Genomic DNA, 24,186 nt, shown 5'->3' with positions numbered 1-24,186 from the left:
TTAATGCTAAGGAAATAATATATGTTTCATGTAATCCAAAGACATTAGTAGAAAACCTAGAAACATTAATAGCATGTGGATATGAAGTAGTAAAGAGCACTGTAAAAGACATGTTCCCAAATACACCACATGCTGAGACTGTAGTTAAATTAATTAAAAAGTAATATGTAAAGCCCTTGAATACACTCATTTTATGAGGAATTCAAGGGCTTTTTTACTTTTATATTTACAGCATATATATATATTTATTTTAAGTTAAAAAGTACTTTGATATTGGGATAATAAGAGTTAGAAATATAAATTATATAGGAAAATATAGTATGTTGACACTTTTGCTACTTAGTGATACTATATAGTGGTAATAAGTAATACTATATAGTAGAGGGGTAATTATTTTGGAAAATATTACGGAAATGTTGAAAGGTGTGTTAGAAGGCTGTGTTCTTGAAATTATCAGCCATGAGGAAACCTATGGTTATGAAATTACTAGAAAGCTAAATGCACTAGGATTTGCTGATGTTGTAGATGGGACAGTTTACACAATATTAGTGAGACTTGAAAAGAATAAATTGGTGGAAACTACAAAAAAACCATCTGATATGGGACCTCCTAGAAAGTTTTTTACATTAAATGAGGCAGGACATGAGGAATTAAAGAAATTTTGGAAAAAGTGGGATTTTGTATCTATAAGAATCAATGAGTTAAAGGAGAGAAGATAATGAATTTTTGGGATAAGATAACTGGGAATGATATGACTAGAGAATTTAAGTCTTTTGAATTAAGGGCTAAAAATCTACCTAAAGAGTTTAGAATAGCATGGGAAGAAATTAAGAATAATCTTTGGGAGCACTCAGATTTTACTGGAAGAAACTTAATGCCAATTCTTGATGGGGCACTTGGTTTACTTGAAGAAACAGCGGCTGATGGGCAGAGTGTGAAAGAAGTTTTTGGTGAAGACATAAAGGGATTTTGCTTAGAGTTAGTTGGAGAAGATGGAGCAAAATCTTATAGAGATAAGTGGCGTAATCAATTAAACAATAATATTGCTAAGAAATTAGGTAAATAGGAGGAGAAAATGAGTATAAGAGATATAATTGAAGGTAAAAAAGAATGGAGAGCGCATATGGATCGTATCAAAGCACTTCCAAAGGATTATCAAATTGTTTATAATGAGATTCAAAAATATCTTTATAAGGTAGGTCCTGTTGAGTTAAGTGAAGGAATAGATTTGCTTGTTGGAATTGTTGATCTTTTTGAAGAAGGTTCATCTTTAGGTAAAAGTGTATTAGAAGTGACCGGTAATGATGTAGCTGTTTTTTGTGATGATTTAATTAAAGATTCAAAAACTTATGCTGAGATATATCAAGAATCTTTAAATAAATAATTTGATAAGTCTATTAATAAAATAAATTTAAAGAGGTATGTAGATATAAAAATAATAGAGTTTAAGATAAAGAATTTAATAACTACGGGGTGGATAATGAATAATGATAATTGGATATTATGTCCCATATGTAACAATAAAACAAGGAGCAAGATAAGAAAAGATACAGTAATTGAGAACTTTCCATTATTTTGTCCAAAGTGTAAAAATGAAACAATAATAAATGTAAAACAGCTTAATACTACAGTTGTTAAAGAGCCAGACGTTAAGATGCAGAGCCGATAACATGTGAATTAAATCACAGTTATCGGCTCTTTTAGTATAAACAATTAAATTAGTTTATTAGAACTAAAAAATCCTTTGAGATTAATAACAACTTTCAAAGGATTTTTTATTGTAGTAAATATAAAACTTTAACTTCATTTATTAGATAGAATAATGAAAAGTAATACAACTATAAATTTAGCTTAAAATGTGGGGAATATTACGAATGAAACTAAATAAAAAATATTTTGAAAAAGTGTAGTCAAATTGCACAAATTAGTATAATATAAAATATATAAAATTTAATGAGAAGAATAAATCAAAAAATTTTAATTTAAAACCTAGTAAATATATAGGTTAACTAAATAATAAAAGGGGGATATTTATGCAAAGCACATTTTTAAAGGACTTCGTTATGATAACAGACGTTAAAACAATAGGATTTATAGGGGCTATTTTATGTTTATTTTTTCTAGTTTATAAGGTAGAAAAGAAAAATGCTAGCTTTTCAAAGCGTATGATAATAGCAACATTATCTGGATTAGCTTTAGGGGGATTAGCGCAATTTATAGCAGGTTTTCCTAGTTCACCAGGGGAAATAACATGGATTAAAGAAGTAACTAAATGGTATGGTTTAATAGGATATGGATTTATGGATCTATTAAAAATGCTGGTAGTTCCAATAGTATTTATTTCAATAATTAGAGTAATTATAAATATAAAGGATGGAGAAAACTTAGGTAAGCTAACATCTAGATCAATATTAACATTAATGATGACAACTACAATTGCAACTATTGTGGCAATAATAGTTGGTACTTTCTTTAAACTTGGAGTTGGTGGAGAAGCAATACAAGCTACTACTGAAATAAAGGAAATTACGTCAATTGTAGATACATTAAGAGGGTTATTACCATCAAATCCTATAAAGGTAATGGCTGAATCAAATGTAGTTGCAGTAGTTATATTTGCAGCATTTATTGGATTAGCAATTAAAAAATTAAATAAAGATTTTTCAGATACTATAAAACCAGCAGTAGATTTAATTGAAGCTGGATATAAAATAATGACAGGTGTAGCGGTAAGCGTAATAAGATTTATGCCATATGCTGTAATAGCTTTACTTGCAAATACTATTATAGCAAGAGGATTATCAGAAATACTAAGTGTTTTAGATTTTATAGTTGCTTTATATGTAAGTATAGCAATAATGTTTGTAATACATTTAATAATAGTTTCGTTAAATGGATTAAACCCAATAACATATGTAAAGAGGGTTTCCGAACCACTTATATTAGCATTTACATCTAGATCTAGTCTAGGAACATTACCTGTTACAATAGAAACATTAACAGATAAAGTAGGTATGGATAATGGAATTGCTAGTTTTGTAGGAAGTATTGGTGCTAATGGAGGAATGAATGGATGTGCAGCTATTTATCCAGCATTAATGGCAATAACATTAGCAAATATGTCAGGAACTCCAATGGACTTTAGTTTCTTTATAATGTTAGTTTTAATTATTGTAATAAGTTCATTTGGTATAGCAGGACTTCCAGGTACAGCGACTATGGCAGTTTCAGTTGTAATATCAAGCATGGGGATGGGAGCAGCATTTCCTTTAGCAGGAGGAATTTTAGCAATAGATCCAATATTAGATATGGGACGTACAATGTTAAATGTTAATGGAACAATGGTTACAGCTGTTACAGTTGCAAATAGCTTTGATAAAATAGACAAGGATGTTTTCAATAGTGATAAAGAAGAGTTAGTTAAAGGATAATTAAAAATTTATAATCATAAAAAAGCAAGGTACTTTTAAATACCTTGCTTTTTAGCTATTTTCAATATAATTTTATTAACTGAATAACATTACGAACAATAAAACTTTTATACTAAATATTGAATGAATAAGGTTGCTAATCCTAAGAAGAAGAAGAAACCTAAAACATCAGTAAATGTTGTTACGAAAATTGATGAAGCTAAAGCTGGATCAATTTTTAGTTTTTTAAGAACAACCGGAACTATAAATCCTGTAACAGTTGCAACAATCATATTTAAAACCATAGCTATACCAATAACTATACCAAATATAATTTTACCTTCCCATATATATCCTAGTATTGCTATAACAATACCAATGGCAAGTCCGGTAATAGCACCTATACCAAACTCTTTAAATAAAACGTATCGTGTATTTTTATAATCTAACTCACCTAGAGCGAGTCCTCTTACGATTATAGTTAATGTTTGAGTTCCAGCATTTCCACCCATACCAGCAACTATAGGCATGAATGTAGCAAGCGAAACTACTTGTGCAATGGTGCTTTCAAACATACCTACAATAGATGATGCTAATATAGCGGTAAGAAGATTAATAAGTAGCCAAGGTAATCTATATTTAACAGATTCAGATAGTTTTCCATTTAATTTTTCACCATCATTAACTCCACCAAGACGATTAATATCTTCTGTTCCTTCATCTCTGATTACTTGCATAGCATCATCAACAGTTATAATACCTAATAATCTATTATAATCGTCAGTAACAGGCATAGTTAAACATCCGTACTTAGCAAATTTTAAGCCTACTTCTTCTTTATCCATATTGTAAGGAATAGATTTAAACTCTGTATTTAAAATATCTGAAATCTTACTATCAAAATTACTAGTTACTACATCTTTTAGTGAAACAATACCCTTTAATTTATCTAAAACATCAATAACATAAAGATCATAAATATTTTCACTTTCATCATTATTATTTTGAAGATAATGTATAGTATCTAACACAGACATATCTTCTCTTATAGATATAAATTCAGTAGCCATTATACCAGCGGCTGTATCAGGATCATAACTCATTAATTGTCTAACGTTTCTAGCATCCTTATCAGTTAATTTAGATAAAATCTTATTTGCTTGTTCTTCATCTAATAAGCCTAATAAGTCTGCAAGCTCATCAGAAGACATTTCCTCAATAATATTTTTTTGCTTATTATCAGAAAACATCATTAAAAGAGAATGTTTTTCTTCATTTTCAGCTTCATCAATAATAGTAGCAATTACTTTTTCAGGTAATCTACTTAAAATATCAAAGCTATCCTCAGGATTTTCTATTAAAAGGTCTAGAATATCAACTGGATGTAGAGTTTCTACATAGTTAATTATGCTAGATTGTGGAGCATGAAGTAAAAAGCTTCTTAATTCATATTTATTCATATTTATTTTCATAAAATTATCCTCCTTTTTTAAGAGGATAACCTTATGAAAATAAATATAATTAGTTATCCTCTTAAATACTCAATATTAAATTTTTATTTAAGTTAATCTGTTTACTAGGGTCTGAATCCATTTATAATCCTCCTTTATAAAATAAAAAGACTTTTTGTGCTCTACACAAAAAGTCCATAAATACATTATAAACAAAAGTAGAGCTTTAGCACTATAGAGCGTAGATAATTAAATCAGCTACGTTAAAAAACACCTTGGCGATGATTTTTGTTAACCCATTGGAATCTCTAGATTTTTCTGGGTAGTAGCATATTTCTTTATAGGAGCCTCACCTAACAAAATTATTCTATTTTATACTTATACTATCATATATGAATATATAAATCTATATGTGATAGATAAATATAAAATTATATTTATCTTTAAATAAACAAAATATAGAAATAGAGAGAAATCAATGTATATTTAACATAAAAATTACTAAAAATAACTAGAGAAATTAAAAGGAGTGATTATGGTGAAAAGCAGGAAAAATACAAGTATATTATCAATTGTAATTGCACTTATATTGATATTTTCAATGTCCATAAGAGTAAGTGCTAATATGATAATACCTAATAATATGGTGATAGCAACTGAAAATAATTATTTATATCAAGTTGAATATGAGGATTTTTATATTAAAGCTAGAAAAATTACTTCAGAGGATAAAAAGAATGTAGGGTATTGTTTAGAGATAGATAGAGAATATCCTAGTGGTGAAAACTTTGTTTTACTTGGAGATCCAATAGATGTTGTTAACGGTGTTTTAAATGCAGGTTATCCCAATAAAACATATCAAGAATTGAACTTAGATAATGAAGAACAAGCATATTTTGCAACTCAAATAGTGATATGGAGTGTAATAGAGGGATATGATGTTTATAAATTTAAGGGAGATAACCCTAAGATAATAAACGCAATTAGATCTATTCATGATAATGGAGTAAATGGAGTAAGTAAGCCAACTGGCAAATATATATATAAAGAATACGATACAAATAATGTAGTTCAAGATATAGTAATGGTGCTAAATAATGATGGAGCTATTAATGAAGAAAATGGAATAAATAGATCAACAGTTAATGAAGAAGGAATTATAGGAAAGTAAAAGTAATATAATTTAAAAAGTAATCTAAATGGAGATAAATATTATGGATTTGATTTATAGCTTTGATATAAGGATTTTAATGTGGATAAGAGAATATCTTGATTGTAAAGCACTAGATAATATAATGAAGTTAGTTTCTACTTTAGGTAATGCAGGAGCTATATGGATTTTTATAGGTATAGTACTTTTATTTAGCAAAAGATATAGAGGGGTAGGAATTACGCTTTTGTTAGCATTATTAATTACAAGTATTTTAGGTGAAGGAATTATAAAGAATATAATACAGAGGGTTAGACCATTTGTAAGTAATCCAGATATAAAGTTAATAATAGAGGCTCCAAATTCATATTCTTTTCCATCCGGTCATACAGCATCTTCATTTGCAGCAGCTAATGTATTAGCTAAGTATTTTAAAGATAAAAAATATTTATTTTATGGATTTGCAGCATTAATGGCATTTTCTAGATTATATTTATTTGTTCATTATCCATCAGATATTATTGGTGGAATTATATTGGGATTAATAGGAGGCCGAATTGCTATTTATATATACAAAAAATATTTAAGCAGAAAAAATAAATCTAAAATATTCACAAGGAATTGAATATAAATATTTTTTACTATTTAGGAGGCAATATAATGGGAACTGAAAAACTAGAGAAAAAAATAAAGAAGGTTTATAAAAACATTAAATCAGGCAGAGTTACAGAAGAAGTAGCAGATGAGATTTCAAATATAATTGAATCTATTGAAGATTTAAGTAGTGATGCTAGAAACAAATTTAATGATGTAATGGTAGATATGAAAAAAGCTATGAAAAATATATATAAATAATAAAACAGAGGTTTATATTTTATAAACCTCTGTTTTATTGATTTAGTGATAATTTTAAATATAGTAGCATATACTTAAAGGAATTTTTTGTTAAATAAGAGGAAATTTTATTATTGATTTCATATAATAAATAAAGCATAAAATAGGAGAGGGTTATGGAACGAAGTAGCGGTATATTAATGCATATTACATCATTACCAAGTAAATATGGAATTGGAACCTTTGGAGAAGAAGCTTTCAAATTTGTAGATTTTTTAAAGAAGTCCGGACAAAGATATTGGCAAATACTACCTTTAGGACCTACAGGATATGGGGATTCACCATATCAATGTTTTTCAGCTTTTGCAGGAAATCCTTATTTTATTGACTTAGATTTATTAAAAGACGAAGGTTTACTAGATGAAAATGATTATAAAGATGAATTTTTTGGAGATAAAGACAATAGTGTAAACTATGAAGCAATATTTAATAGTAGAAATAAGGTTTTAAGAAAAGCTTATATAAATTTTAAAAGTAAATATGATTGGAATATAAAAATATTTGAAAGAGAAAATAAAGAGTGGTTAGAAGATTATTCTTTGTACATGGCATTAAAAACTAACTTTAATTTGGTAAGTTGGAGCAATTGGAGTAATAATATTAAATTAAGAGAGAAAGGAACATTAGAATTATATAGATTAAGGTTAAGTAATGAAATAAATTATTGGAAATTTGTACAGTATAAGTTCTTTCAACAATGGACTAATTTAAAAAAATATGCAAATTTGAATAATGTTAAGATAATAGGGGACATACCTATATATGTTGCAGCTGATAGTGTAGATGTATGGAGTAATCCAAGAAATTTTAAATTAGATTCTAACATGAATCCAACAAGAGTAGCAGGATGTCCGCCAGATGCTTTTTCTGAAAGTGGACAACTTTGGGGAAATCCAATTTATAATTGGGATGAGATGGAAAAAGATGAATATAGCTGGTGGATAAGTAGGGTAAGAGAAAGCTTTAAACTTTATGATGTAGTTAGAATAGATCATTTTAGAGGATTTGAGTCATATTGGGAAATACCCTATGGTGAAGATACAGCTATAAATGGAAAATGGATTAAAGGACCTGCCTTAAAGCTTTTTAATAAGATAAAGGATGAACTAGGAGAACTAGAAATAATTGCAGAAGACCTAGGAATACTAACTGATGAAGTAATAAAATTTAAAGAAGATAGTGGATTTCCAGGAATGAAAATATTACAATTTGCATTTGGTGGAGGAAATGCTTATTTACCACATAATTATAATAGAAATTGTGTAGTTTACACGGGTACTCACGATAATGACACTATATGTGGTTGGTACACTAAAACAGCTACTATGAAAGAAGTAGATATAGCAAATAAATATTTAGGTTTAAATGTTGAAGAGGGAATAAACTGGGGATTTATAAGAGGTGCATGGGGAAGCATTGCAGATTTAGCGATAACGTCTATTCAAGATTTATTAGAAATAGGAAATGAGGGGCGTATGAATTTTCCATCAACTTTAGGGGGAAATTGGACGTGGAGGTTAACTAAGTCTGATTTAAATGATTCATTAGCAAATAAGCTTTATGAAATTACTAGTATTTATGAAAGGCTTTAACTGATTTAATATAATGATTATATATATAATTAAATATGTAGATATCTAAAAGCAACTAATAATGAACTGTCTACTGTCAATTAGACAGGAGCAGTTCACAACTTATGTTGCTTTTATTTTTGTATAAAAATTAAATAGTAAAAAGAATAAGTAGTATGTTAAAATGTTAATAATTTATTATAATATAATTAGTGAGGGATAAAGGTGAAAGAATTTAGATTAGCAAACTTAAATGATTTAGATGAATTAAATAAAATATTAATAGATTTAGTAGAAAATAAGCATGAAGGTTTTGGCTGGACAAAGAAATATCCAAATAGAGAGATTTTTAAAAGAGATATAGAAAATGGTGAGTTTTACGTATTAGTAGATAATGAATTAAACAGCTCTATAGTTGGAGGAGTTGTTTTGAATAAAGATGAAGATATAAATTATAAAAATATTAAATGGAGTAGTGATGAGGAAGCTTTAGTGATACATAGGTTATTCACTTCATATAAGTTTAAAGGTAGTGGATATGGAAAAATAATGATGGATAAAATAAAGGAAAAAGCCAAAAAAGAAAGTATTGAATATATAAGATTAGATACATTTAGTAAAAATGTAATTGCACAAAACTTATATAAAAAAGAAGGATTTAAATATATGGGAAATATAAATTTAGAAGGAAAAGATGGAGAGTTTTATTGTTTTGAATTTAAAGTATTATAATCCATAATTTATAAAAATAAGAAAAAACTATTTACAAAGATAAAAAGTACAGATATAATGATGTTAATGAAAAACTTAATATACTTTAAGATGTTTCTTATCTAGAGTGGTGGAGGGACTGGCCCTGTGAAACCCAGCAACCGATATGATGGTTCATTTACCAATTCATAAAACGGTGCTAATTCCTGCAGCTTTTTTTAGCTGAAAGATGAGAGAATAAATTAATAGGTGATTTTTATGCGCACTAGAGATTTATTCTCCAGTGCGCTTTTTTGTTATATAAAATGAAAATAAGGTGGGATTATAAATGATTAAAATAAGTAATTTAAATAAAAGCTTTGGCGAACTTAATGTAATAAAAGATGTATCTTTAAATATTAAAGAAGGTGAAATATATGGATTAATAGGTCATAGTGGAGCTGGAAAATCAACATTACTAAGATGTATAAATGGATTGGAAAGTTATAACGGTGGCTCAGTAAAAGTTATGGGTAAGGAAGTAAAAGAACTTAAAAATAATGAGTTAAGAGAATTTAGAAAAGATCTAGGAATGATATTTCAAAATTTTAATCTTTTACAAAGAAAATCAGTTTTTGATAATATAGCACTCCCTTTAGAACTTTGGGGATATAAAAAGGACAAGGTTAAAAAGAGAGTTTTAGAATTGCTAAAATTAGTTGGGTTAGAAGATAAGCTAAATGTTAAGCCATCATCATTAAGTGGTGGACAAAAACAAAGGGTAGCAATTGCAAGGGCATTAGCATTAGAACCTAAAATATTGTTATGTGATGAAGCTACATCAGCATTAGATCCAAAAACAACTAAGGATATATTATCATTACTTTTAAAAATAAATAAAGAATTAGGAATTACAATTGTTATTGTTACTCATCAAATGGAAGTAGTAAAAGAGGTTTGTGAAAAGGTGGCGCTTATAGAAGGGGGCATTTTAAAAGCAGAAGGGCAATCAGAAGAACTTTTCCTAAAACCAGGTGTATCACTTAAGAAATTCTTAGGTGAGGATGATGAATTACTACCAAATGATGGGGTTAACATAAAGCTATTCTTCCCAAGTACATCATCAGAAAATGCATTAATAACCAAAATGGCTAGAGACCTAGAAGTTGACTTTTCTATTGTATGGGGCAAATTAGAAAAGTTTAGAGATGATGTACTTGGAAGCCTAGTTATAAATATTAATGAAAATGATAAATTAAAAGTTTTAGAATATTTACAAGGAAAAGATATTATATGGGAGGTGCTTAATTAATGGCAGATATTTTAATACCAGCATTTAAAGAAACATTAATAATGGTTATTTTTTCAACTTTATTTGCAATAATAATAGGATTTATTCCAGCTATAATTCTTATAGTTACAGCTGACAATGGCTTAAAACCAAACAAGATAATATATAAATCATTAGATACAGTAATAAATATTTTAAGAAGTTTTCCGTTTATAATTTTGATAGTTGCAATAGTTCCATTTACTAGAGCTATAGTAGGACGTTCAACAGGAACGTTAGCTGCAATAGTTCCACTAACAATAGCAGCTGCACCATTTGTTGCTAGGGTAATAGAATCAGCATTAAGGGAAGTTGATCCAGGAGTAGTTGAAGCTGCTAAATCATTTGGTGCTTCTAATACACAAATTATTTTTAAGGTAATGCTTAAGGAAGCAGTTCCATCAATAATATCAGGACTAACTTTAACTATAATAAGTATAATTGGATATTCAGCAATGGCTGGAACAGTTGGTGGAGGTGGCCTTGGTGACTTAGCCATCAGATATGGATATCAAAGATATCAAACAGATGTAATGATAATAACAGTAATATTAATAATCATAATAGTACAAGTATTACAATCACTTGGAAATTATTTATATAAAAAATTATAATAAGTTTTAATAAATTTAGGGGGTATTTTAAATGAAAAAGAAATCAATTTTATCAGTTTTATTAGTAGGAATATTATCTTTAGGATTAATAGGATGTGGGGCAAAAAATGATACTTCAGGGACAGATGATAAAGTAATAAAGGTTGGAGTTAGTCCAGTTCCTCACAAAGAAATAATAGAAAATATTAAGCCGCAAGTTGAAGAAGCAGGATATACATTAGAGGTAATTGAGTTTACAGATTATGTTACACCTAATACAGCTTTAGCAGAAGGAGAGTTAGATGCAAACTACTTCCAACATATTGCTTACTTAAATGAAACTAATGAAAATAAAAAATTAGATTTAACTTACACTGCAGCAATTCACTTAGAGCCAATAGCTTTATATTCAAAGAAATTAACAAAGTTAGATGAGTTAAAAGATGGTGCAAGAATAGCAATACCAAATGATCCATCAAATGAAGCTAGAGCTTTAAGATTATTAGAGAAGCAAGGGTTAATAAAATTAAAGGATGGAGAATTAATTACACCAAAGGATATAGTTGAAAATCCTAAGAATTTTGAGTTTGAAGAATTAGAAGCAGCTCAATTACCAAGAATATTAGAAGAGGTAGATGCAGCTGTTATAAATGGTAACTATGCTTTAGAAGCAGGTTTAAATCCAGCTAAGGATGCATTAGCAATAGAAGATAAAGATTCAGAAGCTGCCAAAAATTATAGAAATATACTAGCTGTTAAAAAAGGAAATGAAGAATTAGAAAAGATAAAAGTATTAACAGAAGCATTAACTTCTGAAGAAACAAAAAAATTCATAGAAGAAAAATATGAAGGTTCAGTAATTGCAACATTTAATTAAAGAGTATAGGAGTGCCAAGGGGTACTCCTATTTTATTTGTATAATGGACTAATAAAATAGAATATTATATTGAACTTTGTAACAAATAGTAGTGGAATTTAATATATTAGATTAAATGAAAATATATTATTTGTTTATAAAAAAGGCAAATAAAGAGGAGGGACAGGCATGGCAAAATGGGTATTAGATGCAGGCCATGGAGGAATTGACCCTGGTGCAATTGGCCCAACAGGTAAAAAGGAAGCTGACATAGTTCTAGAAGCTGTTTATGAAGCAAAGAGACTTTTAGAACGAAATGGAGAAACTGTAATATTAACTAGGACGGCAGATTTTTATTTGGATCTAAATGAAAGGGTGAATATTGCTAATAAGTTGAATGCTGATTATTTTGTTAGCTTTCATATGAACTCTTTCGTTGATAGATCAGTAACTGGTAGTGAAATATTTATATTTGAAAAAGGACAAAAGTCCGAAGGTTTAGCAAAATTTATAAAAGATGAATTAATATCAAACTTAAAATCAAAGGATAGAGGAATTAAAGAAGGTAGTTTCACAGTTTTAAGAGAAACAATTATGCCAGCAGTAGTAGTTAAAGCAGATTTTATATCAAATGAAAACGTAGAAATAAACTTTGATGCAAAAAAATATGGGTACATGATAGCAAAGGCATGCCTAGCAATGGTGGATAAAGTACTGATAGATTTACCTGTACTAAAACCTAAAACACCATCTAAGACGGCGTGGAGAGTTTGTATAGGATATTTTAAAGATTATGATGATGCTGAAAATCTTGTTAAAGAAGCAATATCACAAGGACATAAAGACGCATATATAATTCCTTATGAGGGTTAAATAAAAATAGGTTCTTAGGAACCTATTTTTATTTTGAAATCAAATATTTCAAGAGAAGATTGTAATAAGATAAAGATAAAATGGTAAAACATTCTTTTAAAAAATTATTAAATGGAGTATACTCTAATTATTGTTGGAGTATTTTATGTATATCAGTGATATTAAAAGGGGTAGAGTATATATGGAAAGCATAATATATTTAACTGAAGAAGAGATAAAATCAGCGATAAACATAAAAGCACTTAAAAAGGGAATAGAATTAGTTTGTGTAGAAATAGATAATACAATAAAATTTAGTGGAAATACATTAGGAAAGCTAAAAAGTAAGTTTAATGGAGAGATATTTATAAAAGGGGTACAGGATGGAACGTTAGTAATTAAATTATTAGAATTAAATGTATCAAAAATAGGGGTTTTTAAAGTTTCAAATATCTTTATTACTAAGTTAATTAATAAAATTGTTAAGAAGAAATATATAAATATAAATGAAAGCGAAATGTTAGTTGATATAGAAAAATTAGAAGAGAGGTACTGTACATTTTCTATATCTATTGAAGATGTATATATAAAGGACAAGCATTTAATTATTAAAGGTAAAAACTTAGAGACATATTTAATTGGATAAAAGTAAATAAGGACGGAGGAATTATTATGAACATATCAGAAGTGAAAGTTGGAGTAACTGGTAATGATTTATTAAGTATGATAAATGAATTTGTAAGTGTTGATGGGTTAAATATAGATAATGTATTAATAGGTGAAGAAATACAATTTATAGGAAGCTTTACAAAGGGATTTACAATTGAATTTAAGGCAGGTCTTAAAGTTAATAGAATAGAAGATGGGATAATTCAAGCAGAAATATCTTCATTTAAGCTTATGAAGTTAGGTATAGCATCTATATTAAGAAAGTTAGCATTAAAATATGCACTTAAAGCCTTTGAAGAAAAGGGAATTACTTATGAAAAGGGAAAAGTATATATAAATATAAAGAAGATATTATTAGATGTTCCATATATAGATTTTGATATAAAAGATATTTTTGTAAGTAACGGTATGTTAAATGCAGCTGTTGGAAATATAAATATATCAGTAAAGGGAACTATAATAAAGGAAGAGGAAAAGGTTGCAAAAATAGAAGAAGGGGGATGTACATCAGTATCTGTTATAAATAAAGTGAAAGATGGATATTCTTTAGGAAGGGATTATGTTGAGGAAAAGTTACCGCTTAAAGCTAAAAAAGTAAGTGATTATATATTTATATTACCAGATATGGGTGCTTTAATTTATAGATTATTAAAGGATAAAAGAGTTCCTTTAAAAACTAAATTAGCAATATCAGGTTCGTTAGCGTATATTGTCTTTCCAACAGATATAATACCAAATAATATACCGTTTGTAGGACGTATAGATGAAATAGCAGTAGCATTCTTTGCATTAGATAGAATAGTAACCGATGTACCAGTTTATGTAATACTTGAAAATTGGGAAGGTAAAAATGATATAATATTAGTAATAAAAAGCATAATAGAGTATGTTACTACATTTACAGGAGCTAAAAACGTAGAAAAATTATACAGAGCTGTTGATGAATTAATTGAATTATAGGATTTATTTTTAGGAGGAAATTAATGAAGTATTATTCAGTATATAGAGGGAAATCTGGAGTACCAAAGATATTTACAAATTGGGCAGAATGTAAGGCAGAAGTAATTGGATGTAAAGGAGCTATATATAAAAGCTTTGGAACAGAAAAGGAAGCAATAGAATTTTTATCATTAATGGCTGGAGGAAAGAGTAGCAGAAAATCAGAAAGTGAAAGTGCAGAAGATGTAGAGTCAAATGGATTAATTATTTATGTAGATGGAAGCTTTATGGTTGATAAAGGGAACTTCTCTTATGGATTAATTGCACTTAATGATGGAGAAGTTATTCATGAGGACAGTGGGGTTGGATTTGATAAAGAGGCAATACCATTAAGAAATGTATCTGGAGAAGTTTTAGGAGCTATGAAGGCTGTTGAATTTGCGATAAATAATAACTTTAAAGAAGTTACAATTGCCTTTGACTATCAAGGAATAGAATGCTGGGCATTAGGGACTTGGAAGAGAAATAATTTAATAACTTCAGGTTATCATGATTTTATGAAAGAAAACATGAAAAAGATAGATGTTAGGTTTAAAAAGATAAAAGGACATTCCGGTAATAAATATAATGATATTGCAGATAAGTTAGCTAAAAATGCATTAATTAATAATTAAAATAAAAGAATAATTTGGGCAATTTTACATATCATAAGTATATCAAATTAAAATAAATAAAAAAGAGGTGCTAATGATGGGTAAAATGATGAAAGGATTAGCAGCAGGCGCTGTTATTGGTGCAGCTGCTAGTATTATGCTAATTCCACAATTGGATAGAAAAACACAAAAAAGTATTAAAAGAGCAAGTAGAAGAGCTATGGGAATGGCGGAAGATGCTTACGATACTATGATTGGTTATATGAAATAGTTTAATGAGAAAAGAATGAAATTTTTAATTTCATTCTTTTTATTTATATTATTTTTAAATATATAAATAAATTCAAATATTAAAAGAAATAAATTGTTTTAAGTAATTTTTTTTATGAAAGGAAAAATTATATTAAAATATTTTCAATAAAAAACAGTATATAAATAAGTAATACTTATATACAAATATATCTAAAAAAACTAATAAAAATAAATTTTAGTAAATGATTGAAATGACAAATCTAGTTTTTTTTATACTTTTAATGGTATAATAAATAGTATAATAAAATACAGAGGGTATAAAAAATAATAAAATATAATTTGGCGAAAAAAATAGTGAAAAAAAAGATATTTTATAATAATTGGTATATAAATTTGAAAAAATGTGATACAATTAAGTAAATACATAAAATTTAGAAAATTAATCATATCTAGGAAATGTAAAGGAAGAGTGGATAATGGAAATTCTTGCGTTAGGGGAAAAGATTAAAAGAAGAAGAAAAGAATTGAATATGACTCTAAAAGATCTTGCAGGAGATAGAATTACACCGGGGCAAATCAGTTTAGTAGAATCAGGTAGATCTAATCCATCTATGGACTTACTAGAATATTTAGCAGGGGCATTACAAACATCTGTTGAGTATTTAATGGAGTCAGAAGAAACACAAGCTGAAAAAATCAGTGTGTATTATGAGCAAGTTGCTGAATCCTATATATTATCTGGAGATTATATTACTGGAGAAAAATATATAGAAAATGCTTTATATTACTCAGAAAAATATAATCTAGAATATAGAAAAGCAAAAATTCTATATTTAAGAGCAAAGATTTATATGGGAAAAGGTGAATTAGTATTAGCTCAACAATTCTTTTTATCATCCAATGTTATTTTTATTAAAAATAACAATTATGAAGAGATTATTAATACATTTTTAAATTTAGGAAAAATAACGCTTAACTTAAAAGCATATCATTCTGCAAGTAGTTATTTAAGACAAGCTGAAAAGGTTTATTTAGATAATAATATAGGAAATGATCACTTGTTAGGTGAAATTTATTACTTTATGGCTCAAGCTTACTTTAAAACTGATAATATTAGTAAAGCAATGGATTATTCTTTCCTTGCTAAAACAAAATTTGAGCAAGTTCATAATAGAGAGGAATATGCAAAAACTTTATTATTATTATCATCAGAATATAATAAAAAAGGTGACTTAGCCAATGCAATAAAATATTCGCAAAAAACATTAGAAGTTTATAAGGAATTAGAAGAACTTACTAATGTATCAGAAATAGAAAATAATTTAGGGAAATTATTCTACGAGTTTGAGAACATAGAAGAATCCTTTAAGCATTATGAAATTGCAAAAGAAATTAGGGTAAGAAGAAAAGATGAGAGAGTAATATATACTTTGATTAATATATGTGAAAATTATATCAAACTTAAAAACATTGTAAAATGTGAAGAAGTTTTAAAAGAAATTAGCTCATATTTAAAAGAAGATGATATTGAGGGGTTAATAGAATACAATTTACTATGGTATAGAATTTATACAATAAAGGAAATGCAAAAAGAAGCCGAATATATATTAATAGACACCTATAATTTAGCAGAGACAAATGGTTTATACAAAAAAGCGGGGCAGGTTGCTATTATGATAGGTAAGTTCTATATAGATAATAAAAAAGACTTTGAAGCTGCTAAATATTTAGATAAAGGAGTTAATATTTTTAGGGAAATCGGAATCCTTAAAAATTAACTCAGGCGGGGGTTAAAATGGAAATATTATCAACTGGTGAAAAAATAAAAAGAGCAAGGGTATATCAAGGAATTACTTTAAAAGAACTATGTGGAGATAAAATATCTATATCTAAAATGAGCTGTATAGAAAACGGTAAAATAAAAGTAGATAAAGATGTTTTAGAATATATAGCTAATAGTCTAGGCGTAGATTACAACTATTTAGTTCAAGATGTTCATGAGCAAATAGTTTCTAACTTAGAGCTTATAAGAAGTAATTCTATAGCAAAAGATGAAATGGACAATGCAATAAAGCATAATTTAAGTTATGCAATTGAATATTCCTATGATGATTTAGCTTTTGAGCTTATACATAGATTGTTTGCATTCTATGTAGAAAATAATAAGGTTGAAAATATACAATTGATAATATCACAATATTATGATTTATACCAAAAAAATAATACTGAAGAAAATACTATAACTTATTATAGAGATATGGCTACATTCTTCTTTAGTATTGGAGAGTATAATGAGGCAATTAACTACTATTCAAGAATTAGAGAGCTTATTATTGAGGGTGGAATAAAAGATAAAGCTTTATACGCATATTTATCATATAACGAGGGAACTAGTTATGAAAGACTTAAGATAGTAGATAAGGCATATGACGTTTTAAGTGAAGCAATTAAATACATTGATAGTATAGATGATGATATAGATAAAGGTGCTATATATCATACTTTTGCAACATTAAATATAATGTTAAGAAAAGATGAAGCGACAAAATATATAGAAAAAGCATTTCAATATCAAAAGGATAATCCAGTAGCACTAGCAATATCTAAGGGAAAAAATGGTGAATGCTATTTTTATGTTAATGAAAGAGAAAAGGCTATTGAAGAGATAAGAGAAGGGATTAGATTATTCCCTCCTCACAACAAAAAGAAATATGTTAAGTTTTTAAACACATGTATAAGAACCTTATACAATAATAGCGAATATGATTTCGCTTATGAGATTACAGATATAGCTTTAGATTTAGCTATAAATACAGAGGATATTATTTTAATAGAAGAAGCTTATTATTTTAAAGGAATGATTCTTCAAAAGAAGGGTATGCATAGACAAGCAGAAATGTATATGAATTTATCCTTAGATTCATTATTTAAATTTGATAATAAAGAAAAGCGATATCAAAGATATTTAGATATGGCTCAAATGTATTATAATTTAGGCGAAGCGAAAGATTCGTTAAAGTACTTTACTTTGGCAATGAAGATGGAAGAAAATATATAAATATAAATAAACACTAATAAAAAGCTTATACTTTTGTATAAGCTTTTTATTAGTGTTTATTTATATTATAAAATTTATTTTAAATTTAAAAAGCTAGCTGCTATTTTCCATAAAGAGCATTTAGTAGAAAATATATTTGGCATAAAGAATAATCCTCTCATAACAATACTTCCTTTCATAATTTATATGTATATAAACCCTTTAACTTACTTTATTATATATTCATTATATTAAGGAAAAGAGAAAAGAATAATCCACTTAAATGCTTACAATTTATGTACATTTAGGCTATTAGAAAAAGATTAAAGAGGTTGTAAAAAGCATAAAAACACCACAAAAAGTGGTGTTTTTGTACTTTATTTAAGATTTTTTATTAAAATTAGCTTAGCACCATAACCTTTTAGCTCTGTAATAATATTAAGTATGGTATTTTTCTTTGAAAACTTAAAGTCTATGCGAGGAAAGGATGCTTTGTGTAAAATTTCTTTTTCTTCTTTTCCTAGTCTATCAGGAGAACCCATAGAAAGCCAGTAATTATAAGATGATCCTATTCTCTCATTAACTTCATAAGTTATAATTCTAGATGATTTTTTTATATTAGCTATATTAAGTGAAAGCTTTTTCTTATATACTTGCCTTTTTTCTATTTGAGAATGTATATAATCAGGATTTATTAACGAATTAAGAGTGTCACTATATGAGTAAAGCAATATGCAATATTCATCATCCTTTTTAGTTACTATATACCCGTTATCCATACAAACAATTTCATCACCTAATTTACTAAGAAGATAATATCCATAATATGATGGTTTTCTAATACCCATATCATTTACTATTCCAGGGGCTCCTATGAAAACTTCATTTGTTAAACTTATTTCTCTTTCTAAAACATCAAAGGCTCTAAGAAAGTCTAAGGAGTTTCCTTCAAAAATAGTGTTGTGTATTATATATGGAAGCATATAGGCTGTATCGTATATTTTATTTAAGATATTATCAGATTTAAATGGATTATCTATAACATCTAATTCGTAAGTATTTTTAATAAACTTACGTATTTCTAAAGCTATATCTTTAGAGAGAGAAGTTGACATTTGGAATTTAAAATCGCTTATATCTAGGTAATCAATTTCTGAAAAATATTCCAAAAAGCTTTTTAATACTTGTATATATTTTTCAGTTGTAAAAGCAGGATTATCTAAAACTATAAGGGGCTTTAAATCAATATAATCTAAAAACTCTATTACACTTTTAGCCTTATTCCAATTATAGAATTCTGAATTTGGGAATACGCCCATATCACTAAAAAACACTTTTTCAAGTCTACCATATTCGAAGTGGATTTCATCTTGTGTTTCTTCAAGAATATCCTTATTATCTTCAATTAATAAATCGAAGGCATCACCTAAGTTGATTATTTCCTTATAGGATTTATTAAATTCCATTAGAGTATCTTCCATATCTATATGAATTTTCCAAAGTCTATTTTCATAATTATATCTTTCATAATCTTCTAAATCATATGATAAATAATCAAGTGCTTCAGATAAAGGATAACATTCTAATACTTTAGAATTATTAAACTCCTTTTCTGTTAATCTATGTTTTTTTCTATATTGAAGTGGAGTGCAATTATAATAATGCTTAAAATTCTTATTTAAATAACGAACATGTGAAAATCCAACTTCATCAGAAATATCAGAAATACTTAAATCACTATCTAAAAGCAATTTTATAGATTCTTCAACTCTTGTAAGGTTAACTAAATCTGTAAAGCTATATCCAGTAGCATATTTAATTTCATGAGATAAGTAGTGCGGACTTAAAAACTCTTTTTTAGCTATATCTTGTAAAGTAATATTACTATCATAGTTATTGAAGATATATTTTGATATTCTATGATATCTAGCTAATTGTTCTGTTTTATCCTTTAGTTCTTCTTTTTCATAGGTTAAATAATGAAAATTATTAATTAAGTGATATAAAAGATCAACAAGCATTGATTCTATCTCTTCATCATAATCTTCTATTTGCTGAACTACTTCACAAAGTATTTTAGAAAGAAACGATCTAAATTCATCATATTCTTCACCCTCTTGAGCTCCAACATCTGTAGTATTGGTATAAAAGAACATATTATTTATATCTTTATAATATTTTTCAAAGAAGTAAGGATCTATGTGAAAAATAAGAACCCTATTATCTACATCACTATAAACTCGATGAGTTTCATTTACATTAATTATTTCAAGTTCCTTTTCTATAATATCAAAGGAATCTGTATCAATTGTAACCTTTATACTTCCCTTTAAAACATAAATGATTTCTATAGAATTATGCCAATGTAGAGGGTAGTTAGATATATTTGCATATGTGATTTTAATGGGTAAATCTGAATCATATGTTATATATTCTTTTCTCATTAAATATCATCACCTTTAATAAAAGTATTAAAAAATTAAAATAATTTATATAAAATATAATATAAATTATTATTTTCATACATTAATTATAACCTAAGAAAGAAAATTTATCAGTTTGGAAAAAAATAAATTTTAATGAACAAATTACATGATAATTAAACTTTGACTTTCTTTGACTTTTGTATTAATATTTAATTAAAGCTAAAAATAATAAAGAGGCAAAAAAGAGGAGGACTAGAGAATGAATATTGATAAAATGACTTTAAGAGTACAACAAGCCTTAAATGACGCTAGCTTATTAGCAGTAAAACATAATCATCAACAAGTGGAGGTAATTCATCTATTTTCAGCTCTAGTTGAGCAAGAAGATGGATTAATCCCAAATATATTAACAAAGATGGCAGTTCCTTTAAAGGCTTTAAAGGATGATTTAAATAATACTTTAAATAGTATGCCTAAAGTTTTAGGAGAGGGAGCTAACTCATCAGGTGTTTATGCAACAAGACAAATAGAAGAAGTTTTAGTGAAAGCAGATGATATATCTAAGCAATTTGAAGATTCTTATATAAGTGTTGAGCATTTAATGCTTGCAATTATGGAAGTAGACAAAAATGGATCAACAAGTAAGTTATTAAGTAAATATAATATAAATAAAGATAATTTTATGAAGGTTTTAGCAGAAGTAAGAGGGAGCCAAAGAGTTGAAACGCAAGATCCAGAAGGAACTTATGAAGCTTTAGGCAAATATGGAACTAATCTTACTGATTTAGCTAAAAAGCATAAGCTAGATCCTGTAATAGGAAGAGATGAAGAAATAAGAAGAGCTATAAGAATTCTTTCTAGAAGAACTAAAAACAACCCAGTTTTAATAGGTGAACCTGGTGTAGGTAAAACTGCAATTGTTGAAGGTTTAGCAGAAAGAATAGTAAGAGGAGATGTACCAGAAGGATTAAAGGATAAAACTATCTTCTCATTAGATATGGGAGCATTAATAGCGGGAGCTAAATATAGAGGTGAATTTGAAGAAAGATTAAAGGCAGTATTAAAGGAAGTTCAAAGTAGTGAAGGAAGAATAATATTATTTATAGATGAAATTCATACTATTGTTGGAGCAGGTAAAACTGATGGGGCAATGGATGCAGGAAATTTAATTAAGCCTTTACTTGCAAGGGGAGAACTTCACTGTATAGGGGCAACAACCTTTGATGAATACAGACAATATATTGAGAAAGATAAGGCATTAGAAAGAAGATTCCAACCTGTAATTGTTGAAGAACCAACAGTAGAAGATGCAATATCTATCTTAAGAGGATTAAAAGAAAGATTTGAAATTCATCATGGAGTAAGAATACATGATTCAGCAATTGTAGCAGCTTCAAAATTATCAGATAGATATATACAAGATAGATATTTACCTGATAAGGCAATAGATTTAATTGATGAAGCTGGAGCAATGATAAGAACAGAAATAGATTCACTTCCAACAGAATTAGATAAAATAAGAAGAAGACAATTCCAATTAGAAATTGAAAGAGAAGCATTAATAAAGGAAAAAGATGAGGGATCTAAAAAGAAATTAGTAGCATTAGAAAAAGACATAGCTGAGTTAAAAGAAAAAAATGATGAAATGACTGCAAAATTTGAAAAAGAAAGAGATGCTATTATTAGCTTAAGAAATTTAAAAGAAAGCCTTGATGAAAAAAGAGGAGATTTAGAAATTGCTCAAAGAAATTATGACTACAATAGGGCTGCAGAAATACAATATAGTGAAATACCTGCAATAGAAGCAGAAATATCTAAAAAGGAAATTGAGGTAAAAGAAAATTATGAAGGTGCATTATTAAAAGAAGAGGTAACAGAAGAAGAAGTATCACAAATTCTTTCAAGATGGACTGGAATACCTGTAAGTAATCTTTTAGAAGGTGAAAGAGAAAAACTACTAAGATTAGAAGATGAAATGCAAAACAGAGTAATTGGTCAAGAAGAAGCAATTACATCAGTAGCTAATGCTATTTTAAGAGCAAGAGCAGGGCTAAAGGATGTTAATAGACCAATTGGGTCATTTATATTCTTAGGACCTACAGGGGTTGGTAAAACAGAATTAGCTAAGACATTAGCAAGAAATTTATTTGATTCAGAAGAAAATATTATAAGAATAGACATGTCTGAATATATGGAAAAGCATTCTGTATCTAGATTAGTTGGAGCGCCTCCAGGATATGTTGGATATGATGAAGGTGGACAATTAACAGAAGCAGTAAGAAGAAATCCATATAGTGTAATATTATTTGATGAAATAGAAAAAGCTCATGAAGATGTATTTAATTTATTCCTACAAATTTTAGATGATGGTAGATTAACTGATAATAAGGGAAAAACAGTAGATTTTAAAAATACTATAATTATTATGACCTCTAATATAGGAAGTAGTTATCTTTTAGAAAATACTGATGAAGATGGTGTTAATCCTACAATTAGAGAAAGCGTAATGAATGAAATGAAGCTTAGATTTAAGCCAGAATTCTTAAATAGAGTTGATGATGTCATTATGTTTAAGCCATTATCAGAAACAGGAATTAAAAAGATAATAAATATATTCTTAAAAGAAGTTTCAAATAGATTAAAAGATAGAAATATAACATTAGAGGTTACTGATGGAGCAAAATCTATTATGGCTAAAGAAGGTTATGATATGATTTATGGAGCTAGACCTTTAAAAAGATATATACAAAATACCTTAGAAAATGATTTAGCTAGAAAAATAATTAAAGGTGAAATAACTTATGGATCTAAGGTGATAATAGATGAAATAAATAATGAAATTAAAATTAATGTAGAATAATTTGAGAGTAGCTAACTGTAAAGGTTAGCTATTTTTTTGCTAAAATAAAGGGGTAAGCTCAAGTTTGCAGTAAATTTAAACTATTTATTATATTGCAACTTTATTTTTTTTGTAATAATATGTTGACAAGACGAGGTGTTTAGTTGTATTATAAACAACGTAATATGTATGCGGCTTTAGCTCAGCTGGATAGAGCAACGCCCTTCTAAGGCGTGGGCCAGGAGTTCGAATCTCTTAAGCCGCACCATACAATTATGCGTCTTTAGCTCAGCTGGATAGAGCAACGCCCTTCTAAGGCGTGGGCCAGGAGTTCGAATCTCTTAAGACGCACCATATGGTGAGTGTAGTTCAGTGGTAGAGCGCCAGTTTGTGGCACTGGTTGTCGTGGGTTCGAGTCCCATCGTTCACCCCATTTGCTGGGATATCGCCAAGCGGTAAGGCACCGCACTTTGACTGCGGTATTCGTAGGTTCAAATCCTGCTATCCCAGCCATTAAGGTTTACTAGCTCAATCGGTAGAGCACTTGACTTTTAATCAAGGTGTACCGGGTTCG

The 24,186-nt window shown here is 27.9% G+C and carries 23 protein-coding genes, 4 tRNA genes, 1 pseudogene and 2 riboswitches; of the genes and pseudogenes, 26 read left to right on the top strand and 2 right to left on the bottom strand.

The genetic code is table 11. From position 1 onward, the window contains the following. The 6 genes and pseudogenes from ACRDBA_RS10380 to ACRDBA_RS10355 form a co-directional block, all read left to right on the top strand. Nucleotides 1-164: pseudogene (locus ACRDBA_RS10380) on the top strand (23S rRNA (uracil-5-)-methyltransferase RumA); the annotation flags it as partial. A 231-nt stretch (nucleotides 165-395) separates the two neighbouring features. Further along, on the top strand, nucleotides 396-719 hold the full coding sequence (locus ACRDBA_RS10375; protein WP_438572850.1) for a PadR family transcriptional regulator: 324 nt from the start codon (nucleotides 396-398) through the stop codon (nucleotides 717-719). Beyond that, nucleotides 719-1,066 carry a DUF1048 domain-containing protein gene (locus ACRDBA_RS10370; RefSeq protein ID WP_438572849.1) on the top strand — a complete coding sequence of 116 codons (348 nt, stop codon included), beginning with the start codon at nucleotides 719-721 and terminating at the stop codon, nucleotides 1,064-1,066. The genes ACRDBA_RS10375 and ACRDBA_RS10370 overlap by 1 nt, the downstream gene beginning before the upstream one ends. A gap of 9 nt (nucleotides 1,067-1,075) precedes the next feature. Next, complete coding sequence (locus ACRDBA_RS10365; RefSeq protein WP_438572848.1) at nucleotides 1,076-1,384, top strand: DUF1048 domain-containing protein; 309 nt, start codon at nucleotides 1,076-1,078, stop codon at nucleotides 1,382-1,384. 96 nt (nucleotides 1,385-1,480) lie between these two features. Next, on the top strand, nucleotides 1,481-1,669 hold the full coding sequence (locus tag ACRDBA_RS10360; protein WP_438572847.1) for a cysteine-rich KTR domain-containing protein: 189 nt from the start codon (nucleotides 1,481-1,483) through the stop codon (nucleotides 1,667-1,669). A 364-nt stretch (nucleotides 1,670-2,033) separates the two neighbouring features. After that, nucleotides 2,034-3,431, top strand: coding sequence for a cation:dicarboxylate symporter family transporter (locus ACRDBA_RS10355; protein WP_438572846.1), 1,398 nt, complete (start codon nucleotides 2,034-2,036; stop codon nucleotides 3,429-3,431). A gap of 107 nt (nucleotides 3,432-3,538) precedes the next feature. On the opposite strand, the gene mgtE is transcribed toward ACRDBA_RS10355, so the two are convergent. Then, a complete protein-coding gene (mgtE, locus tag ACRDBA_RS10350; RefSeq protein WP_438572845.1) occupies nucleotides 3,539-4,882 on the bottom strand; it encodes a magnesium transporter in 1,344 nt (447 codons plus the stop codon). A 183-nt stretch (nucleotides 4,883-5,065) separates the two neighbouring features. Then, nucleotides 5,066-5,229: riboswitch (M-box (ykoK) riboswitch) on the bottom strand. Between the two features lie 167 nt (nucleotides 5,230-5,396). On the opposite strand from mgtE, the gene ACRDBA_RS10345 reads away from it, so the two are divergent. From ACRDBA_RS10345 to ACRDBA_RS10275, 15 genes are all read left to right on the top strand, one after another. Then, complete coding sequence (locus tag ACRDBA_RS10345) at nucleotides 5,397-6,032, top strand: thioester domain-containing protein (RefSeq protein ID WP_438572844.1); 636 nt, start codon at nucleotides 5,397-5,399, stop codon at nucleotides 6,030-6,032. A 43-nt stretch (nucleotides 6,033-6,075) separates the two neighbouring features. Beyond that, nucleotides 6,076-6,636, top strand: a complete 561-nt coding sequence (locus tag ACRDBA_RS10340) for a phosphatase PAP2 family protein (protein ID WP_438572843.1) — start codon at nucleotides 6,076-6,078, stop codon at nucleotides 6,634-6,636. Between the two features lie 35 nt (nucleotides 6,637-6,671). Then, entirely contained in the window at nucleotides 6,672-6,866 is a 195-nt protein-coding gene (locus ACRDBA_RS10335; protein ID WP_438572842.1) for a hypothetical protein, read from the top strand. Nucleotides 6,867-7,021: 155 nt separating this feature from the next. Further along, entirely contained in the window at nucleotides 7,022-8,497 is a 1,476-nt protein-coding gene (gene malQ, locus ACRDBA_RS10330; protein ID WP_438572841.1) for a 4-alpha-glucanotransferase, read from the top strand. A 204-nt stretch (nucleotides 8,498-8,701) separates the two neighbouring features. Then, nucleotides 8,702-9,208 carry a GNAT family N-acetyltransferase gene (locus ACRDBA_RS10325; protein ID WP_438572840.1) on the top strand — a complete coding sequence of 169 codons (507 nt, stop codon included), beginning with the start codon at nucleotides 8,702-8,704 and terminating at the stop codon, nucleotides 9,206-9,208. A 94-nt stretch (nucleotides 9,209-9,302) separates the two neighbouring features. Then, nucleotides 9,303-9,423, top strand: a riboswitch (SAM riboswitch). A 92-nt stretch (nucleotides 9,424-9,515) separates the two neighbouring features. Beyond that, the gene (locus tag ACRDBA_RS10320) at nucleotides 9,516-10,478 is read left to right on the top strand and encodes a methionine ABC transporter ATP-binding protein (RefSeq protein WP_438572839.1); all 963 of its coding nucleotides are present in this window, start codon (nucleotides 9,516-9,518) and stop codon (nucleotides 10,476-10,478) included. Beyond that, on the top strand, nucleotides 10,478-11,110 hold the full coding sequence (locus ACRDBA_RS10315) for a methionine ABC transporter permease (RefSeq protein WP_438572838.1): 633 nt from the start codon (nucleotides 10,478-10,480) through the stop codon (nucleotides 11,108-11,110). Before ACRDBA_RS10320 ends, ACRDBA_RS10315 begins: the two co-directional genes overlap by 1 nt. A gap of 31 nt (nucleotides 11,111-11,141) precedes the next feature. Then, a complete protein-coding gene (locus ACRDBA_RS10310; protein ID WP_438572837.1) occupies nucleotides 11,142-11,966 on the top strand; it encodes a MetQ/NlpA family ABC transporter substrate-binding protein in 825 nt (274 codons plus the stop codon). 168 nt (nucleotides 11,967-12,134) lie between these two features. Further along, the gene (locus ACRDBA_RS10305) at nucleotides 12,135-12,818 is read left to right on the top strand and encodes an N-acetylmuramoyl-L-alanine amidase (RefSeq protein WP_438572836.1); all 684 of its coding nucleotides are present in this window, start codon (nucleotides 12,135-12,137) and stop codon (nucleotides 12,816-12,818) included. Nucleotides 12,819-12,999: 181 nt separating this feature from the next. Then, nucleotides 13,000-13,443, top strand: a complete 444-nt coding sequence (locus ACRDBA_RS10300; RefSeq protein WP_438572835.1) for a hypothetical protein — start codon at nucleotides 13,000-13,002, stop codon at nucleotides 13,441-13,443. A 26-nt stretch (nucleotides 13,444-13,469) separates the two neighbouring features. After that, the gene (locus tag ACRDBA_RS10295; RefSeq protein ID WP_438572834.1) at nucleotides 13,470-14,426 is read left to right on the top strand and encodes a YkvA family protein; all 957 of its coding nucleotides are present in this window, start codon (nucleotides 13,470-13,472) and stop codon (nucleotides 14,424-14,426) included. A 23-nt stretch (nucleotides 14,427-14,449) separates the two neighbouring features. Continuing rightward, nucleotides 14,450-15,079: a ribonuclease H1 domain-containing protein gene (locus tag ACRDBA_RS10290; RefSeq protein WP_438572833.1), complete on the top strand. Its 630-nt coding sequence runs from the start codon at nucleotides 14,450-14,452 to the stop codon at nucleotides 15,077-15,079. Nucleotides 15,080-15,152: 73 nt separating this feature from the next. Next, a complete protein-coding gene (locus ACRDBA_RS10285; RefSeq protein ID WP_438572832.1) occupies nucleotides 15,153-15,329 on the top strand; it encodes a YtxH domain-containing protein in 177 nt (58 codons plus the stop codon). Nucleotides 15,330-15,786: 457 nt separating this feature from the next. After that, entirely contained in the window at nucleotides 15,787-17,088 is a 1,302-nt protein-coding gene (locus ACRDBA_RS10280) for a helix-turn-helix domain-containing protein (protein WP_438572831.1), read from the top strand. Nucleotides 17,089-17,105: 17 nt separating this feature from the next. Then, a complete protein-coding gene (locus tag ACRDBA_RS10275) occupies nucleotides 17,106-18,368 on the top strand; it encodes a transcriptional regulator (protein WP_438572830.1) in 1,263 nt (420 codons plus the stop codon). A 356-nt stretch (nucleotides 18,369-18,724) separates the two neighbouring features. Here the strand turns inward: ACRDBA_RS10275 and ACRDBA_RS10270 are convergent, their stop codons facing one another. Further along, nucleotides 18,725-20,791: a helix-turn-helix domain-containing protein gene (locus ACRDBA_RS10270; RefSeq protein WP_438572829.1), complete on the bottom strand. Its 2,067-nt coding sequence runs from the start codon at nucleotides 20,789-20,791 to the stop codon at nucleotides 18,725-18,727. Nucleotides 20,792-21,032: 241 nt separating this feature from the next. Here ACRDBA_RS10270 and clpB point away from each other — a divergent pair, with 241 nt between their 5' ends. The 5 genes from clpB (at nucleotide 21,033) to ACRDBA_RS10245 (ending at nucleotide 24,125) form a co-directional block, all read left to right on the top strand. Next, nucleotides 21,033-23,633 (top strand): ATP-dependent chaperone ClpB, encoded by a 2,601-nt coding sequence (gene clpB / locus ACRDBA_RS10265; RefSeq protein ID WP_438572828.1) that lies wholly within the window; start codon nucleotides 21,033-21,035, stop codon nucleotides 23,631-23,633. A 170-nt stretch (nucleotides 23,634-23,803) separates the two neighbouring features. Further along, nucleotides 23,804-23,880: transfer RNA gene (locus ACRDBA_RS10260), tRNA-Arg, on the top strand. A gap of 9 nt (nucleotides 23,881-23,889) precedes the next feature. Continuing rightward, nucleotides 23,890-23,966: transfer RNA gene (locus tag ACRDBA_RS10255), tRNA-Arg, on the top strand. 4 nt (nucleotides 23,967-23,970) lie between these two features. Further along, a tRNA-His gene (locus ACRDBA_RS10250) sits at nucleotides 23,971-24,045 on the top strand. A 5-nt stretch (nucleotides 24,046-24,050) separates the two neighbouring features. Continuing rightward, nucleotides 24,051-24,125, top strand: a tRNA-Gln gene (locus ACRDBA_RS10245). Nucleotides 24,126-24,186 lie beyond the last annotated feature (61 nt).

It is taken from the genome of Clostridium sp., from assembly GCF_051654825.1.
Taxonomy (GTDB): domain Bacteria; phylum Bacillota; class Clostridia; order Clostridiales; family Clostridiaceae; genus Clostridium.
The sequence above is the reverse complement of the archived record's forward strand: the minus strand, read 5'-3'. Positions and strand labels throughout refer to the sequence as shown.